Source organism: Sphingomonas mangrovi, assembly GCF_047975845.1.
Taxonomy (GTDB): Bacteria; Pseudomonadota; Alphaproteobacteria; order Sphingomonadales; family Sphingomonadaceae; genus Sphingomonas.
Window position 1 is genome coordinate 1 of the sequence record NZ_JBIUCZ010000046.1, and the last position, 16,697, is coordinate 16,697.

Here is a 16,697-nt window from a genome sequence, read left to right on the forward strand (position 1 = left end):
GATCCAGACGCGCGCTCCCCCCGCCAACCACCAACAGGTCCGCAAAGGACGCCGGCCTCGTCTGCTTGCGCATCTCATCTCTCCGATACCCAGCGAAGAGAATTACATCCCCAGCTTTATGCAAAGGTCCCGCGAAAGCTGGGATCTCAGGCGGGAAGGGCGGGACAGGAGCCGCGGGAGACCCCAGCTTTCGCTGGGGTGACGGCAATATGGGGTGACGCCGAGATGGGGTGACGGCAAAATGCGATGACGATCAGGGAAGAACCGTCAGCCGAACACCAGCGGTGCGGCCTGCTCCCACAGTTCGGGCGAGGCGGCGCAGAGCATGCCGCGGCGTGCATCGCCGACGCGGTACGGCGCACCGTCGGCGCGGGCGACGCGGCCGCCGGCCTCCTCCAGGAACAGCACGCCGGCGGCATGATCCCAGGGCAGCGTGCGCTGGAACAGGGCGAGGTCGTTTTCGCCCAGCACCAGCCGCGGATATTGCTCGGCGGCGCAGCGCGGGATGTCGACCAGCGTCAGCCGGCCCGCGACGCGGGTCGCGAGTGCGGCGCGATCGTCCTCCGACATGAAATAGGTCGCGAGCGCCGCCACCGGCTGCGCCGCGCCGGTGCCGCGTGCCCTCACTGGCGCGCCGTCGACGAAGGCGCCGCCGCCGCGCACCGCGTGGCACAGCCGCCCGGCGACCGGATCGTAGAGCCAGCCGGCTTGCGGCACGCCGTCCTCTACCAGCGCGATCATCATCCCGAACGGCGTGCGCCCCGCGGCGAAGTTGTTGGTGCCGTCGACCGGGTCGATCAGCCACAGACGCCCGCTGCCGACGGTATCGAGCAGCGTCGGGTCGGCGGCGCACGCCTCCTCGCCGACGACCCGCGCTCCGGCGTCGATCGCGGCGAGGCCGTGCGCCAGCTGCACCTCCGCCTCGCGGTCGGCGATCGTGACGAGGTCGTCCTTCGCCTTTTCCTCGATGTCGGCGGCGTCGAGGTGGCGGAACCGCGGCAGCACCACCTCCGCGGCGACCCGGCGCAGCAGTGCGCAGACCGCGTCGTGACGGGCGTCGGGCATCGGCTCAGCTCCGATAGTCGGCGTTGATCGAGATATAGCCGTGGGTCAGGTCGCAGGTCCAAACCGTCGCGCGGCCTTCGCCCAGCCCCAGGTCGACGCCGATCTCGACCGTCTGGCCCTTCAGATGCGCGGCGACCGGCGCCTCGTCATAGCCGGTAACTGCCAGCCCGTCGCGCGCCACCTGGGTGGTGCCGAAGCGGATCGCGAGCTTGTCGCGCTCGGCCGGCTCGCCCGCCTTGCCGACCGCCATGACTACGCGGCCCCAGTTGGCATCCTCGCCGGCGATCGCGGTCTTCACCAGTGGCGAGTTGGCGATGCTCATCGCGATGCGATGGGCGCTGCGGTCGCTTTCGGCGCCCTCCACTTCGATCTGGATGAACTTCGACGCGCCTTCGCCGTCGCGCACCACCTGCTGCGCAAGCGAGAGGCACACGTCGAACAGCGCGGCGGCGAAGGCGTCTGCACCGTCGCTGTCGGCGTCCGCCAGCGGCGCGTTGCCGGCCGTGCCGGTCGCGAATGCCAGCACCGTGTCGCTGGTCGAGGTGTCGCCGTCGACGGTGATGCACGAGAAGCTCTTGGCATTGGCCGCCCCCAGTGCCGACTGAAGGAAGGCGGGCTCGACCGCGGCGTCGGTGAAGACGAAGCCCAGCATCGTCGCCATGTCCGGCGCGATCATGCCCGATCCCTTGACGATGCCGACCAGCGTCACCGTTCGGCCGTCGACGATCGCGGTGGCGGTCGCGGCCTTGGCGAAGGTGTCGGTGGTCATGATCGTCTCGGCCGCGGCTTCCCAGCCGCACGGCTCGGCAACGAAGGCGGCGTCGAGCCCGGCCTCGGCCTTGTCGATCGGCAGCGGCACGCCGATCACGCCCGTCGAGGCGACGAACACGTCCGACGGCTGGCAGCCGAGGTGCGCGGCGGTGCGGGCGGCGACCGCCTCCACCGCCTCACGCCCGCGATGTCCGGTGAAGGCGTTGGAGTTGCCCGCGTTGACCACCAGCGCGCGTGCCTCGCCGAGCACCAGCGCCTTGCGGCACCATTCGACCTCGGGCGAGGGGCATTTGCTCTGCGTGAGCACGCCGGCGACCGAGGTGCCGGGCTCCAGCGTGACGAAGGTGAGGTCGCAGCGGTCCCACGCCTTGTAGCGCGCGCGGGCGACGCGCGGCGTCACGCCGGCGATCGCGGGCAGGGCGGGGAAGGCGGCGGGGGCGAGCGGGGAGCGGGTGGTGGACATGCCGCTTTCCATGCGTCCCAGCCGCCGGCGCGTCGAGCGATTTTGCGACGAAGCTCGCGCAACGGGCGCTCGCGCGGGCTTTCGGGTGGACGGATTGCCGCGCGGCCCTTATCTCAAGCGTTGCCCGGCGCTGTTGCGGCACGGGCCAGCTCTTCGCCGATGGATCGTCGCTTGCGTCTCCTGTTGTTCCTCTCCGCGCTGCTGACCGGCCTCACCGGGGCCCTGGTCGGCGCGACTCCGGTCGAGGCGCGGCAGGTCGAGCAGGTCGCCGGCCGCATCGCGGCGGAGACGGTGGCCGACGCCGCCGATCACGCGCCCCTCGTTCGCCACGCGCTGGCGACCCGCGGGGACCTGCGCTTTTCGCCGGTGCCGGCGCCTGCCGCCGCACCCCATGTCGACGTGCGTTCCAGGGTCGACAGCGCACTCGAATAGCGCGCGCCGCCCGCCTCACGCGGGCGCCCCAAGTGATTTCGCCGCGCCGCCAAGGCGCGCCCTCTGATGCCGCGCATCGTCCGCGGCGCTACCCTTCATGAAGGAACAGCCATGTTCGGCGGCCTTGCCAAGTCCCTCTTCGGTTCTTCCAACGATCGTTACGTCAAGTCGCTCGGCACCATCGTCGGGCGCATCGCCGGCTATGAGGCCGAGGTCCAGGCGATGGACGACGCCAGCCTGTCGCAGCAGACCGCCCGCTTCCGCGAGCGGCTGGCGAACGGCGAAAAGCTCGACGACCTGCTCCCCGAGGCGTTCGCGACCGTGCGCGAAGCGTCGAAGCGCGTGCTGGGCATGCGCCACTTCGACGTGCAGATGATCGGCGGCATCGTCCTCCACCGCGGCGAGATCGCCGAGATGCGCACCGGCGAGGGCAAGACGCTGGTGGCGACGCTCGCCACCTATCTCAACGCGCTGCCGGGGAATGGCGTCCACGTCATCACCGTCAACGACTATCTGGCGCGGCGTGACGCCGAGCAGATGGGGCGGATCTACGGCTTCCTGGGGCTCACCACCGGGGTGATCGTCCCCAACGTGTCCGACGGCGAGCGCCGCGCCGCCTATGCCGCCGACATCACCTACGGCACGAACAACGAGTTCGGCTTCGACTATCTGCGCGACAACATGAAGTACGATCGCGAATCGATGGTCCAGCGGCCGTTCGCCTTCGCGATCGTCGACGAGGTCGACTCGATCCTGATCGACGAGGCGCGCACGCCGCTGATCATCTCCGGCCCGACCGACGACAAGTCGGAGCTCTACATCTCGGTCGACGCGATCGTGAAGCAGCTCGACGATGCCGACTACGAGAAGGACGAGAAGCAGAAGAGCGTCACGCTCACCGAGGACGGCACCGAAAAGGCCGAGCGGCTGCTCGAGGCGGCCGGGCTGCTCCAGGGCGCAAACCTCTACGACTTCGAGAACACCCAGGTCGTCCACCACCTCAACCAGGCGCTGCGCGCGAACAAGATGTTCCGCCGCGACGTCGACTATCTGGTCAAGGACGGCAAGGTCGTCATCATCGACGAGTTCACCGGCCGCATGATGGACGGCCGCCGCTGGTCGGACGGCCTCCACCAGGCCGCCGAGGCCAAGGAAGGCGTGACGATCGAGCCGGAGAACCAGACGCTCGCCTCGATCACCTTCCAAAACTATTTCCGCATGTATCCCAAGCTGTCGGGCATGACCGGCACGGCGGCGACCGAAGCGGCCGAGTTCTACGACATCTACAAGATGAACGTCGTCTCGATCCCGACGAACGTGCCGGTGCAGCGCGTCGACGAGGAGGACGAGTTCTACAAGACCACCCAGGACAAGTTCCTGGCGATCGCGCGCAAGATCCGCGAGCATGCCGAGCGTGGCCAACCGGTGCTGGTCGGCACCGTCTCGATCGAGAAGTCGGAGATGCTGTCCGAGTTCCTCACCCAGGAGAAGGTGCCGCACAAGGTTCTCAACGCCCGCTATCACGAGATGGAAGCGCACATCGTTGCCCAGGCCGGTCGGCTGGGGGCGGTGACGATCGCCACCAACATGGCGGGCCGCGGCACCGACATCCAGCTGGGCGGCAACCTGGAGTTCCGGATGCTCGACGAGCATCCCGAACTGGAAGAGGGCACGCCCGAATACACTGAAGCGGCCGAGCGCATCCGCGCCGAGATCGTCGCCGAGAAGCAGGCGGTGCTCGGCGCCGGCGGCCTGTTCGTGCTCGGCACCGAGCGGCACGAGAGTCGGCGCATCGACAACCAGCTGCGCGGCCGCTCGGGCCGTCAGGGCGATCCGGGCCTGTCGCGTTTCTACCTGAGCCTGGACGACGATCTGCTGCGCATCTTCGGGCCGGACACGCTGTTCGCCAAGATGATGCGCTCCAACATCGCCGACGGCGAGGCGATCGGCTCCAAGTGGCTGTCGAAGGCGATCGAGACCGCCCAGAAGAAGGTCGAGGCGCGCAACTACGACGTGCGCAAGCAGGTCGTCGAGTACGACGACGTGATGAACGACCAGCGCAAGGTCATCTATGAGCAGCGCGCCGACATCATGGATGCCGACACCGTCGGCGACGTCGTCACCGACATGCGTACCGAGACGGTCAACGCCATCGTCGGGGAGGCGGTGCCGCCCAACTCCTATCCGGAGCAGTGGAACGCCGCCGGCCTGACCGAGCGTGCCGCCGAGGTGCTGGGCGTCGACGCGCCGGTGGCGCAGTGGATCGCCGAGGAAGACGGGCTGGAGCCCGAGACGCTGGAGGAGCGCATCCGCGGCCTGGCCGACGAACTGGTCGCCTCCAAGTCGGCCGAACTGGAGCCGAGCGCCTGGACGCAGATCGAGAAGTCGATCCTGCTCCAGAACCTCGATCACCACTGGAAGGAGCATCTGGCGATGCTCGACGCGTTGCGTGCGGTGATCCACCTGCGCGCTTATGCGCAGAAGACCCCGATCAACGAGTATAAGCAGGAGGCGTTCGCGCTGTTCGAGCGGATGCTGGGCAGCATCCGCGAGGACGTGACCCGGACGCTGGCGGTAGCCAACTTCAACTTCGCCCCGCCGCCGCTTCCCGAGCTGCCCGACTTCCTCACCACCCATATCGACCCGCTGACCGGCGACGACGACACCTGGGACGACGATGCCGGCACCGGCTATCTGACCACCCGCCTGCCGCCGATGCAGATGCCGCAGCCCGAGCCCGAGGCGCTGGGCGAAGACCCCGCCGAATGGGCGGGCCGCGTCAGCCGCAACGCGCCGTGCCCGTGCGGATCGGGCCGCAAGTACAAGCACTGCCACGGCCAGCTGTAGAGTTGTGATGGGGAGGCGGTTTCCTCCCTTTATCGTCATGCCAGCGGAGGCTGGCATCCATTGCCGCAGCCGTTGTGAGGCTCATGCGCGGAGCGGCAATGGATCCTGACTTCCGTCAAGATGACGAGTGTCGCAAACACGAAAAGGGGTCGCTGCCGGTGGGCAGCGACCCCTTTCTCTTTGGCCGAACGCTCAGCGCGTCTCGGGCATCTGCACGCGCGGGCCGAGGTTCTCGATCACCGCCCGCGCGTCGAAGGCGCGGACGTTGTCGCCGGGCTTGGGGCCGCGGCCGACGACGATCTCCGCGATCGCCTCGTACTTGTCGACGGTGCGGATGTCGTTGTTGAAGAACGGATCGCCGTAGTACGGGCTCCAGCTGCGCCAGCCGAAGCGCGGGCCGTGATAGCGCCAGTACGGGCTCCACGCGCCGAACCCGCCGAAGCCGCCGCCCCAATAGGGATCGGGCGTCGAATAGGTGCGGGTGCGCCGCTCGGTATCGCGGTCGACCAGGATGAAGTGATCGAAGCCGCGCTCGACGGTGAGCTGCGCCGCGCGGAACAGCAGATAACGTTCGACGGTCTCGCGCGACGTGAGCGTGTTGCCTGCGAAGCTGATCTGGAAGCGGTTCGGCTCGATCTGCTCGTCCGAATAGCCGGCGCGCGAGAAGCCGCTGCCGGTCGCCGGGCGATACGGGGTGGGGGTGGCGCAGGCGGCAAGCACCAGCGCGCCGACGACCGCAGTGCCGAGCCCGGCGAGGCGCTTGCGATCGAATTTGGATGACAGCATCGGGTTTCTCCACTGCCGCCCTTCGGCCCGACGAACGGGTGGCGGCGCAACCTGAGGAACGATCGTCGGGGCCTTCGGGTTCTTTTGACCCTGTGCGACCAGTTGTGCAACTTCGCAGCTTAGCCGTTGCTGAACGAGGACGGCAGCGGCGTTCGAAAAGGATGGAAGCACAAGGGCTTAGCAGTTGGCATAACGCGCCGGCCGCCAGCGCGATCCATCGAGCTTCCGTACAACGCGGACGATCCGAAGCGCCGCAGCGGCGAGGAGAGGCGGACGATGCTTTCGGCGACGCGTCGGCGGCTGCCTGCCCGTTCGATAGGCCCGCGAAGATGCAGCGATGTCTGAAGGTCCGTGGCTCCCCGGGCCTGATTCGAACAGGCGACCGATCGATTAACAGTCGATTGCTCTACCGCTGAGCTACCGGGGAACGCTTCGGAGGCGCGCCTATAGCAGCGGGTTTTCGGATCTGGCAAGCGCCCCGTCCGGCTTTTTTGCAGATTTCGCCCAAGCTGCTGTCAGGGCACGGAAAACTTGTCGGAATCCGTGTCGGTCAGGCGATGAACTGCTCCATCGTGATTCGATCGTCGAGTGCGTGCTCGGGGTCGAACAGCAGCGTCAGGTCGCGCATGCGGTCGATCTCCACCTCGACCCGCGCGACGTCGCGCACCTCGCGCTGGTCGGCGACGGCGCTGACCGGGCGCTTGTCGGACTCCAGGATGCGCAGCGCGATGCGGGCGCGGTCGGGCAAGATGGCGCCGCGCCAGCGGCGGGGACGGAACGGGCTGATCGGGGTGAGCGCCAGCATGCCGGAGCCGAGCGGCAGGATCGGGCCATTGGCGGAGAGGTTGTAGGCGGTCGAGCCGGCCGGCGTCGCGGCGAGGATGCCGTCGCACACCAGCTCGGGCATCACGACGCGATCGTTGACGCTGACCTCGACCTTCGCCGCCTGCCGCGTCTCGCGCAGCAGCGACACCTCGTTGATCGCGGGCAGCCGCCGCACCTCGCCATCGATCGTCTCGGCGATCATTTCGAGCGGGGAGACCTTGAACGGCTTGGTGCGGGCGAGCCGCTCCTCCAGCCCGCCCAGATGCCATTCGTTCATCAGGAAGCCGACGGTGCCCAGGTTCATCCCGAACACGGGGATGCTCGACCGCCGCTCGAGCAGCTGATGGAGCACCTGCAGCAGGAAACCGTCGCCGCCCAGCGCGACGACCAGCTCGGCCTCGTCCAGACCGGTCCAGTCGTAGCGCTCGCGCAGCTCGTGCTCCGCGGCCTGAGCGGCCGGCGTCGGCGAGGCGAGCAGCGCGCGGCGCAGCGTCGCGCTCATCCGCCGGTCACGCTCATGTGCCGCGCCACCGCAGGGGCGGCGCCGGGCGCGATGCGGAAGTCGTGACGGGCGGGCTTGCGCGTCATCGCCGTCTCGATCGCGGCATCGACCGCCGCCGGCCCGCCGTTGCGCAGTGCCGCGCGCAGGTCGACATGCTCGTCGCGGCCGAGGCAGAGGTAGAGCAGTCCTTCGGTCGTCAGTCGCACGCGGTTGCACCCGTCGCAGAAATTGGCCGTCAGCGGCGAGATCAGCCCCAGCCGGGTGCCGCTGTCCCCGACCCGCCAATAGCGCGCCGGCCCGGCGGTGCGAAACCCGTCGCGCACGAGGGCGAAACGCGCCGACAGCGCCTCGAACACCTGCGGCAGCGGCAGGAAGCGGTCGGTACGGTCCTCGTCGATCGCGCCGAGCGGCATCGTCTCGATCAGCGACAGGTCGAAACCCTGTTCGACGCACCAGTCTAGCATCGGCGCGATCTCGTGCTCGTTGAGCCCCTTGAGAGCGACCATGTTGATCTTGATCGCGATCCCGGCGTCCCGCGCTGCCGCGATCCCGTCCAGCACGCGGTCGAGATCGCCGGTGCGGGTGATGTGGCGGAAGGTGTCGGGGTCCAGGCTGTCGAGGCTGACGTTGATCCGGCGGATGCCGGCGGCGGCAAGCGCCCCGGCATGGCGCGCGAGCCGCGTCGCGTTGGTCGTCATGGTGAGCTCGTCGAGCCCACGGGCGAGCCGCGTGCCCAGCCGCTCGGCGAGCGCGACGGTGTCGCCGCGCATCAGCGGCTCGCCCCCCGACAGACGGATCTTGTGCACCCCGCGCGCGATGAAGCACTCGGCGATCGTCGCGATCTCATCGAGCGACATCAGCCGCTCGCGCGGCAGGAACTGCATCGTCTCCGCCATGCAATAGCGGCAGCGCAGGTCGCAGCGATCGGTCACCGAGATACGGAGATAGCGGATGGCGCGGCCGTGCGCGTCGATCAGGGGGGAGGCGCTCGGCATCCCCTCTGAGCTAGGGGCTGGCACCGCGCCAAACAAGAGCGTGGCGGATTGGCGAAGCGGCGTCGCCCCGCTAGGCTGCGGTCATGGGGCAGATGGGCATCGTCGCGCGGGAGCAGGGGATCGCGAACCCGATGCTGTTCCTGCTTTCCTTTCGCCAGCGCGACGAGCTTTCGACGCTCTATGCGCAGGCGGGCTGGCAGGTGGTCGCGGCGAGGCGCCGCGACGCGGCGGCACAGCGCTTCCGCACCAGCGGCGCGCAGATCGCGATCGTCGACGCGCGCGGCGCGATCGACGACGGCCTCGCCGCGGTTTCCGACCTCGCCGGGGCGGTTACCGAGGCACCGGGGGCGCTGCTCGCGCTGCTGTCGAAGGGTGACGCCCACCGGCTCGACGACTTCCTCGCCGCCGGCGCTACCCACTTTCTCGTCAGCCCGATGACCGAGATCGAGCTCGGCCAGGCGGTGCGCTTCGCACTGCGCCACGTCGAGCGGCTCGGCGGCGGCTGGCGCGACGGCGAGACTGCGGGTGCGCTCGCCTGGTGCTACGACGCCGGGACGCGCGCGAACCGGCTGTCGCCCGGTCTGGCGGCGATGCTGCGCCTGGACGAGGCGCCGCCCACCCGCGCGCTGCTGGCGGCTTTGCCCCGCCCGGCGCGGACGAGCGTGCGCGCGGCGCTGCGCGGGCTCGACGCCAGCCGGCCGGCGGTGGCGTTCGCGCACACGGTGCCGGGGCTGGGACGGGTGGTGGTCCACCTCCAGCGGGGGCCGCAAACCGGACGGCTGCACGGGCTGGTCGAGCGGCTGGTCGCCGACGAGGGGGCCGCAGGCAGTGCGGCGCCGGAGGTCCACGATCTGGCCGGCGCGACCGCCTGGATCGAGCGGCGGCTGGGCGAGGGGCGGCCGGTGGCGCTGTCGCTGGTCGCGCTCGGCGGCGTGGAGGCGATCAACCGCGACCTGGGGCGCGAGGCCGGCGACTGGCTGCTGCGGGCGGCGCTCGGCCGGATCGGTGCGGCGGTGGGCGAGCCGCTCGGCAGGCGCGCGGTGGTGGCGCGGGCGGAAGGGGCGGAGTTCCTCGTCGCGACCGCGGGTGCCGAAGCGGCGCAGGTGCAGCGCGTCGACGCGGCGGTCCGCCAGGCGCTCGACCGGCCGTTCGTCGCCGGCGAGCAGGTCGCGCGGCTGTCGACGCGGATCGGCCATGTCGAGGCGGAGGCCGGAGAGACCGCGACGCAGCTGATCCAGCGCGCGCGATCGGCGATCGATCTTGCGGACGGCGAGCGCCGCCGGCGCCAGGACCTCGACGACCTCGCGCGCGAGATTCCGCGCGCGATCGAGCAGGACGAGGTCGAGATCCTGTTCCAGCCGCAGGTCGCGGTCGGCGGGGGCGCGATCGTCGGCGTCGAGGCGCTCGCGCGCTGGCGCCATCCCGAGCGCGGTGAGATCGGCGCCGAGCCGCTGTTCGCCGCCGCCGAGCGCGCCGGATTGACGGTGGCGCTGTCCGAGCATGTCCAGCGCTGCGCGCTCGGCCGTGCCGCGCGCTGGCCGGCGAGCCTCGCGAAGCTGCGGCTGTCGGTCAACGTCACCGCAGAGGACGTCGCCCGCCCGGCCTTCGCCGACCTGCTGCTCGGGCGCATCGACGCGAGCGGCTTCCCGCGCGGGCGGCTGACGATCGAGATCACCGAAGGCGGGCTGATCGAGGATCTGGGCGAGGCGGCGCGGCTGCTCGCCGAACTGCGCACCGGCGGCTGCCGCGTTGCGATTGACGATTTCGGCACCGGCTATTCAAGCCTCGCCTATCTGAAGGCGCTGCCGCTCGACTATCTCAAGATCGACAAGCGCCTGACCCAGGACATCACCGGCTCGCCACGCGACCGGGTGGTGGTGCGCGGCGTGATCGACATGGCCCGCTCGCTGGGGCTCGCGGTGATCGCCGAAGGGGTGGAAACCGAGGAACAGCTCGACCTGCTGGCGAAGGAAGGCTGCCAGTTCTACCAGGGCTATCTCTGCGCGGGGGCGTTGGCGATCGATGCACTGGAGGCCGTCGTGGCGGGGCGTTGAAGGGCGGGCGCGTGCGGCAGCGGTCATGACGAATTCGGCAACAAGAAGCGGGACGCACGCGAAGACAGAGTCTCCTACCGGATCGGCTCCATCGGAGGAGCCGAAGTATGAGGCTGTTGGATGGCAAGGTGGCGATCATAACCGGCGCCAGCTCGGGGATCGGGAGGGCGGCCGCAGCCCTGTTTTCCGGACACGGCGCGTCCCTGGTTCTGGTCGCCCGGCGACAAGGGCCGCTGGACTTGGCCGTCGAAGCGATTGAAGACCAAGGTGCACGGGCGATCGCGATCGTCGGAGACGTCACCGAACAGCGAACCCACCAGGAAGCAGTCGCTGCCGCACGCGCGACGTACGGCGGTCTGCACATCGGTTTCAACAATGCCGGGCAGGTCGGGGCCATCAAGCCCCTCGCCGAGATCGAGCCTCAGCACTGGTCCCAAGTCCTGTCCGTGAACTTGACCGCCGCCTTTCTGGGCGCGCGGGCACAGATTCCGGCGATGCTGGAGCAGGGCGGCGGCGCACTCGTCTTCACAGGGAGCTTCGTGGGCAACAGTGTGGGGCTGCCGGGCATGGGGGCGTACGGGGCCGCCAAGTCCGCGGCATCGCTGCCGACTACGGTGCAAAAAATATTCGCGCGAACGCCCTCCTGCCTGGCGGCACCGCGACCGAGATGGCGGGCGATGCTGCCCAGCGCGAATGGGCTGCCGGTCTTCACGCCATGAAGCGGATCGCTCGGCCCGAGGAAATCGCGCAGGCAGCGCTGTTCCTCGCCAGCGACATGGCGAGCTTCGTCACGGGATCGGCCCTCTGGGCTGATGGCGGCAATGCGGCAGTGAAACTGTAAGCACCCTCGACGATCGGCAGCCTCCGAGAGGAGCCGTCCGGACGCTGCCGGTCCGCAGACCATTTCGCGGTGCTCTTATCGAGCAACACCCCAGCGTCATCCTGCCGCCGCGTGCGGCGCTTATTTCGCCTGCTGCGCCTGATAGCGTTCGATCGCCTCGGACCGGCGCAGGATGCGCGCCATTGGGTCGAGCACGACGTGCGCGTCCGCCGGTACGGCAAGGCTGCCGGTGCCCTCCTGCATCGGCACCGTCACGACCCGGCCGTCCACCTGCACCTCCACCGGCATCGGGAAGGGGCGGTCGTTCGGCGTTTTCCAGCGCAGCGTGAGGCGGTCGCCCTCTCGTGTCTCGACCAGCTCGGGCAGCGCCGCCTCGTGCAGGTAGACGCCGAAGAACCAGCCGAGATCCCGGCCAGCCGCTTGCGCCGCCAGCTTCTCGAACTCGGCCGTGGTCGCGAAGCGCGGGGCAAAATTGCCGGGGCGGGGATCGGGGCGGCCGTAGACCAGCCGGCGGGTGGCGTCGAAGAAGGCCGCGTCGCCGATCAGGTTGCGCAGGGTGTGGAGCACCCACGCGCCCTTGAAATAGATGTCGGCGCCCGGACCGCCCTTGCCGTCCTCGTAGACGTCCTCGCTGGTCTGCGACCGGCCGGAGACGATCGGCGCCTTGTTGAGGATGCGCAGCCGCTGCTCGGCCATCATCGCAGCATAGCGCGCCTCGCCCTCGCGCCAGCGGCCGTAGAGCGGCTGCATATACTGGCCGAAGCCCTCGTGCAGCCAGAAGTCGTCCCAGTCGGCGGCGGTCATCTGGTTGCCGAACCATTCGTGGCTCAGCTCGTGCTGGAACAGCCAGTCGAACCCCTCGGGCGCCTGCTTGTAGCCGTTGCCATAGGCGTTGATGGTCTGGTGCTCCATGCCCATGTGCGGCGTCTCGACCACGCCCAGCTTCTCGGCGCCGAAGGGGAAGGGGCCGATCAGCGTCTCGAAGAAGTCGAGCGTCGGCGCGAACTCGGCGAACAGTCGCTTCGCCTGCGCTTCCTTGCCCGGCAGGTACCAATAGTGCAGCGGCACGGCATTGCCGAAGCGGCTGGCGTAGCTGCCCGACAGCTCGGCATAGGGACCGACATTAAGCGCGACGTCGTACGGGTTGATCGCCCGCGCCCGCCAGTTCCAGGTGGTGCGGCCGTCGCGATGGCGGTCGACGCCCAGCAGCACGCCGTTCGACGGCGCCTTCAGCCCCTTGGGCACGGTGATATGCAGCGTGACGACGGCGGCCTCGCCCTGCGGGAAGTCGAGGCACGGCCAGAACAGGTCGCAGCCATAGCCCTGCGCAGTGGTGGCGATCCACGGCGATCCATCGGGCGCCTGCGACCAGACGATGCCGTCGTCCCACGGCGCGCGCACCGCGACGTGCGGCGTCCCGGCGTATTCGATGCGCAGCATGGCGGTGGCACCGGCGGCGATCGGCTGTCCGGGGGTGACCGTCAGCACGCCGTCGACGTGGCTCCAGGCGGTGCGCGGCAGGCGCCTGCCGTCGAGCGCGACCGAGGAGACCGGCAGGTTGGTGTCGAGATCGATCGGCAGCCGCGATGCCGGCGCCAGCGTACGCAGCGTCAGCGTCGCCACGCCGGACAGCTGCTGGCGCGTCGGCAGCACCTCGATCGCCAGGTCGGCGGCGTCGAGCCGCAGCGCCGCGCGCTCGGGGCTCAGCGGCCCGCCCGAACGCTGGGTCTGCGCGCCGATCGGCGGCATGCCGCGCTCGATCGGCAGGCGCTTCGCCTGGGGATGGCCGGATGCGGCAACCGGCAGGAGCAGGGGCAGGGCGAACGCGGCGAGCTTCAGCATCGCGGCTTCATGGGCGACCCGTCCGCGCTCCACAAGCGAGCCGCGCCGCCGCGCGCGACGATGCGGGGCGATTGATGCCGCCGCGCCACATCCCCATATATGGCGAAAGGGCGCCGGCGTTCGGCGCTGCCGGAGTTTGCATGACCAAATCCTATCCCGTTCTGCCGCTGCGTGACATCGTCGTGTTCCCGCACATGATCGTCCCGCTGTTCGTCGGTCGCGACAAGTCGGTCGCGGCGCTGGAATCGGCGATGGCGGCCGACAAGGAGATCTTCCTGGTCGCACAGCTCGATCCCGCCGAGGACGATCCTAGCCGCGACGACCTCTACGACATGGGCGTCACCGCCGAGGTGCTGCAACTGCTGAAGCTGCCGGACGGCACGGTGCGCGTGCTGGTGTCGGGCAAGGCGCGCGCCTCGCTCGAGACGCTGGAGGAGAGCGGCGGATTCCTCACCGCCACCGTCGCCGCGGTCGAGGACGGCGAGGCCGAGGGGGCCGAGGTCCAGGCGCTGATGCGCTCGGTGGTCGACCAGTTCGAGAACTACGCCAAGCTCAACCGCAAGCTGCCGGCGGAGACCGCGGGCCAGCTCGGCGAGCTCGAGGACGCCGCGCGCCTCGCCGACGCGGTCGCGGGCAACATCGCGGTCAAGGTCGCCGACAAGCAGACGCTGCTGGTCGAGGCCGATCCGGTCAAGCGGCTGGAAATGGTGTTCGCCTTCATGGAAGGCGAACTGGGCGTGCTCCAGGTCGAGAAGAAGATCCGCAGCCGCGTCAAGCGGCAGATGGAGAAGACCCAGCGCGAATATTACCTCAACGAGCAGCTGAAGGCGATCCAGCGCGAACTCGGCAACGAGGGCGAGGAAGGCGAGGGCGACGAGATCGCCGACCTGACCCAGAAGATCGCGACGCTCAAGCTGTCGAAGGAAGCGCGTACCAAGGCGACCGCCGAGCTCAAGAAGCTCAAGACGATGGCGCCGATGTCGGCCGAGGCGACCGTCGTGCGCAACTATCTCGACGTGCTGCTGGGGCTGCCGTGGGGCAAGCGTTCCAAGCTCAAGAAGGACCTGCCGACCGCACAGTCTGTGCTCGACCAGGACCATTATGCGCTGGAAAAGGTGAAGGACCGGATCGTCGAATATCTTGCGGTCCAGGCGCGCACCAACAAGCTCAAGGGACCGATCCTGTGCCTCGTCGGCCCTCCCGGCGTCGGCAAGACCTCGCTCGGCAAGTCAATCGCCAAGGCGACGGGGCGCGAGTTCATTCGCCAGTCGCTGGGCGGCGTGCGGGACGAGGCCGAGATCCGCGGCCACCGGCGCACCTATATCGGCTCGCTGCCGGGCAAGATCGTCACCAACCTGCGCAAGGCAGGGGCGAGCAATCCGCTTTTCCTGCTCGACGAGATCGACAAGCTCGGCCAGGATTTCCGCGGTGATCCCGCCTCGGCGCTGCTGGAAGTGCTCGATCCGGAGCAGAACGCCAAGTTCAACGACCATTATCTGGAGATCGACATCGATCTTTCGGACGTGATGTTCGTGTGCACGGCCAACACGCTCAATCTGCCGCAGCCGTTGCTCGACCGCATGGAGATCATCCGGCTGGAGGGCTATACCGAGGACGAGAAGGTCGAGATCGCCGAGCGCCACCTGATCGCCAAGCAGATCGACGCACACGGGCTGAAGGAGGGCGAGTTCGCGCTCACCAACGAGGGCCTGCGCGACCTGATCCGCTACTACACCCGCGAGGCCGGCGTCCGCACGCTGGAGCGCGAGATCGCCAAGCTCGCGCGCAAGGCGCTGCGCCGAATCCTGGAGGGTAAGGCCGAGAGCGTCACGGTGACGCCGGAGAACCTCCACGAGTTCGCGGGCGTGCGGAAATATCGCTTCGGCGTCGGCGAGGAGGAGCACCAGATCGGTGCCGTGACCGGTCTCGCCTGGACCGAGGTGGGCGGCGAGCTGCTGACGATCGAGTCGGTCACCGTGCCGGGCAAGGGCGCGATCAAGACGACCGGCAAGCTGGGCGACGTGATGAAGGAATCGGTCGAGGCGGCGATGAGCTTCGTCAAGGCGCGCGCCCCGACCTATGGCATCAAGCCCAGCCTGTTCCACCGCAAGGACGTCCACGTCCACCTGCCCGAGGGCGCGGTGCCCAAGGACGGGCCGTCGGCCGGCATCGGCCTGGTTACTTCGATCGTCTCGACGCTTACGGGCGTGCCGGTGCGGCGCGAGGTGGCGATGACCGGCGAGGTGACGCTGCGCGGCCGCGTGCTGCCGATCGGCGGGCTCAAGGAAAAGCTGCTGGCGGCGATGCGCGGCGGCATCACCACCGTGCTGATCCCGCAGGAGAACGAGAAGGATCTGGCCGAGATTCCCGGCAACATTCGCGAGGGGCTGGAGATCGTGCCGGTCTCCCACGTCGATGAAGTGCTGCGGCTGGCACTCACCGGCCCGCTGGAGGCGATCGACTGGACCGATGCGGACGAACTCGCCGTGCAGCCGCCGGCGGCGGTGCCGGGCATCGGCGAGGTGCGCCACCACTGATCTGAGGCCCGGGACGTTCCGAACCCGCGGGATCGTCGGGCGTAATTCGATCCGCAGCGGGATGGCGGGAGCGCCGCTTTCCCCACTGCCGGTGCGGTCGAACGGCGCGCCGGCGGGGTGGTGTGCGGGCGATTTGCTTTGACAGCGCGGGGGAGAGGCGCATTACTGGCCCGGCTGCCGGGGGGCGGTTCGGCCGATGTCGTCGCGTGCTGCTCCCAGAACGACAACAAGGGGTTTCAAGGAATGAACAAGCAGGAGCTGATTGGTCAGGTCGCCGATCTTTCGGGGCTGGGCCGCGGTGATGCGGTCAAGGCGGTCGAGGCGGTGTTCGAATCGATCTCCGCCGCGCTCAAGAAGGGCGACGAGGTTCGCCTGGTCGGCTTCGGCACCTTCTCGGTCAGCAAGCGCAAGGCGTCGACCGGTCGCAACCCGCGCACCGGCGAGCCGATGACGATCAAGGCGTCGTCGCAGCCCAAGTTCAAGGCCGGCAAGGGCCTGAAGGACTCGGTCAACTGATCGACCTTGCGGGTTTTTGGGCGAGGGGGCTGGACAGCCCGGTTTCCACCGCCTAAAGGCCCGCTTCCCGGTTTCGCCGCAAGGCGCACGGGCGCGTAGCTCAGTGGTAGAGCACTGTGTTCACACCGCAGGGGTCGCTGGTTCAATCCCAGCCGCGCCCACCAGGACAAGTCATTGTTATCCGGTCATTTTTAGCACTCCGCTGGAGTGGCCGGATAACG

11 protein-coding genes, 2 tRNA genes and 1 pseudogene are annotated in these 16,697 nt (G+C 69.1%); 7 read left to right on the forward strand and 7 right to left on the reverse strand.

All coding sequences use genetic code 11. The features are described 5' to 3' along the window. Nucleotides 1-267 precede the first annotated feature (267 nt). Both ACBY01_RS16050 and argJ read right to left on the reverse strand, forming a co-directional pair. Nucleotides 268-1,065: an inositol monophosphatase family protein gene (locus tag ACBY01_RS16050; protein WP_416461979.1), complete on the reverse strand. Its 798-nt coding sequence runs from the start codon at nt 1,063-1,065 to the stop codon at nt 268-270. Between the two features lie 4 nt (nt 1,066-1,069). Next, entirely contained in the window at nt 1,070-2,299 is a 1,230-nt protein-coding gene (argJ, locus tag ACBY01_RS16055) for a bifunctional glutamate N-acetyltransferase/amino-acid acetyltransferase ArgJ (RefSeq protein ID WP_416461980.1), read from the reverse strand. A 171-nt stretch (nt 2,300-2,470) separates the two neighbouring features. On the opposite strand from argJ, the gene ACBY01_RS16060 reads away from it, so the two are divergent. Both ACBY01_RS16060 and secA read left to right on the forward strand, forming a co-directional pair. After that, a complete protein-coding gene (locus ACBY01_RS16060; RefSeq protein WP_416461981.1) occupies nt 2,471-2,731 on the forward strand; it encodes a hypothetical protein in 261 nt (86 codons plus the stop codon). A 111-nt stretch (nt 2,732-2,842) separates the two neighbouring features. Further along, nucleotides 2,843-5,578, forward strand: a complete 2,736-nt coding sequence (gene secA / locus ACBY01_RS16065) for a preprotein translocase subunit SecA (protein WP_416461982.1) — start codon at nt 2,843-2,845, stop codon at nt 5,576-5,578. Between the two features lie 192 nt (nt 5,579-5,770). Here secA and ACBY01_RS16070 read toward each other — a convergent pair whose 3' ends face one another. The 4 genes from ACBY01_RS16070 to moaA all read right to left on the reverse strand — a co-directional run bounded on the left by ACBY01_RS16070 (nt 5,771) and on the right by moaA (nt 8,686). After that, entirely contained in the window at nt 5,771-6,364 is a 594-nt protein-coding gene (locus ACBY01_RS16070; protein ID WP_416461983.1) for a CC0125/CC1285 family lipoprotein, read from the reverse strand. 352 nt (nt 6,365-6,716) lie between these two features. Next, nucleotides 6,717-6,791 (reverse strand) — tRNA-Asn (locus tag ACBY01_RS16075). Between the two features lie 123 nt (nt 6,792-6,914). After that, nucleotides 6,915-7,691, reverse strand: a complete 777-nt coding sequence (locus tag ACBY01_RS16080) for an NAD kinase (RefSeq protein ID WP_416461984.1) — start codon at nt 7,689-7,691, stop codon at nt 6,915-6,917. After that, nucleotides 7,688-8,686, reverse strand: a complete 999-nt coding sequence (moaA, locus tag ACBY01_RS16085) for a GTP 3',8-cyclase MoaA (RefSeq protein WP_416461985.1) — start codon at nt 8,684-8,686, stop codon at nt 7,688-7,690. The genes ACBY01_RS16080 and moaA overlap by 4 nt, the downstream gene beginning before the upstream one ends. Before the next feature lie 83 nt (nt 8,687-8,769). Here moaA and ACBY01_RS16090 point away from each other — a divergent pair, with 83 nt between their 5' ends. Both ACBY01_RS16090 and ACBY01_RS16095 read left to right on the forward strand, forming a co-directional pair. Further along, entirely contained in the window at nt 8,770-10,740 is a 1,971-nt protein-coding gene (locus ACBY01_RS16090; RefSeq protein ID WP_416461986.1) for a putative bifunctional diguanylate cyclase/phosphodiesterase, read from the forward strand. A gap of 107 nt (nt 10,741-10,847) precedes the next feature. Next, a pseudogene (locus ACBY01_RS16095) lies at nt 10,848-11,581 on the forward strand (SDR family oxidoreductase). A gap of 120 nt (nt 11,582-11,701) precedes the next feature. Here the strand turns inward: ACBY01_RS16095 and ACBY01_RS16100 are convergent. Next, complete coding sequence (locus ACBY01_RS16100) at nt 11,702-13,423, reverse strand: M1 family metallopeptidase (RefSeq protein ID WP_416461987.1); 1,722 nt, start codon at nt 13,421-13,423, stop codon at nt 11,702-11,704. 140 nt (nt 13,424-13,563) lie between these two features. Between ACBY01_RS16100 and lon the strand changes: the two genes are divergently transcribed. From lon to ACBY01_RS16115, 3 genes are all read left to right on the forward strand, one after another. Then, entirely contained in the window at nt 13,564-15,960 is a 2,397-nt protein-coding gene (lon, locus tag ACBY01_RS16105; protein WP_416461988.1) for an endopeptidase La, read from the forward strand. A gap of 243 nt (nt 15,961-16,203) precedes the next feature. After that, nucleotides 16,204-16,476 (forward strand): HU family DNA-binding protein, encoded by a 273-nt coding sequence (locus ACBY01_RS16110; RefSeq protein ID WP_416461989.1) that lies wholly within the window; start codon nt 16,204-16,206, stop codon nt 16,474-16,476. Nucleotides 16,477-16,565: 89 nt separating this feature from the next. After that, nucleotides 16,566-16,640 (forward strand) — tRNA-Val (locus ACBY01_RS16115). Nucleotides 16,641-16,697: the final 57 nt, after the last annotated feature.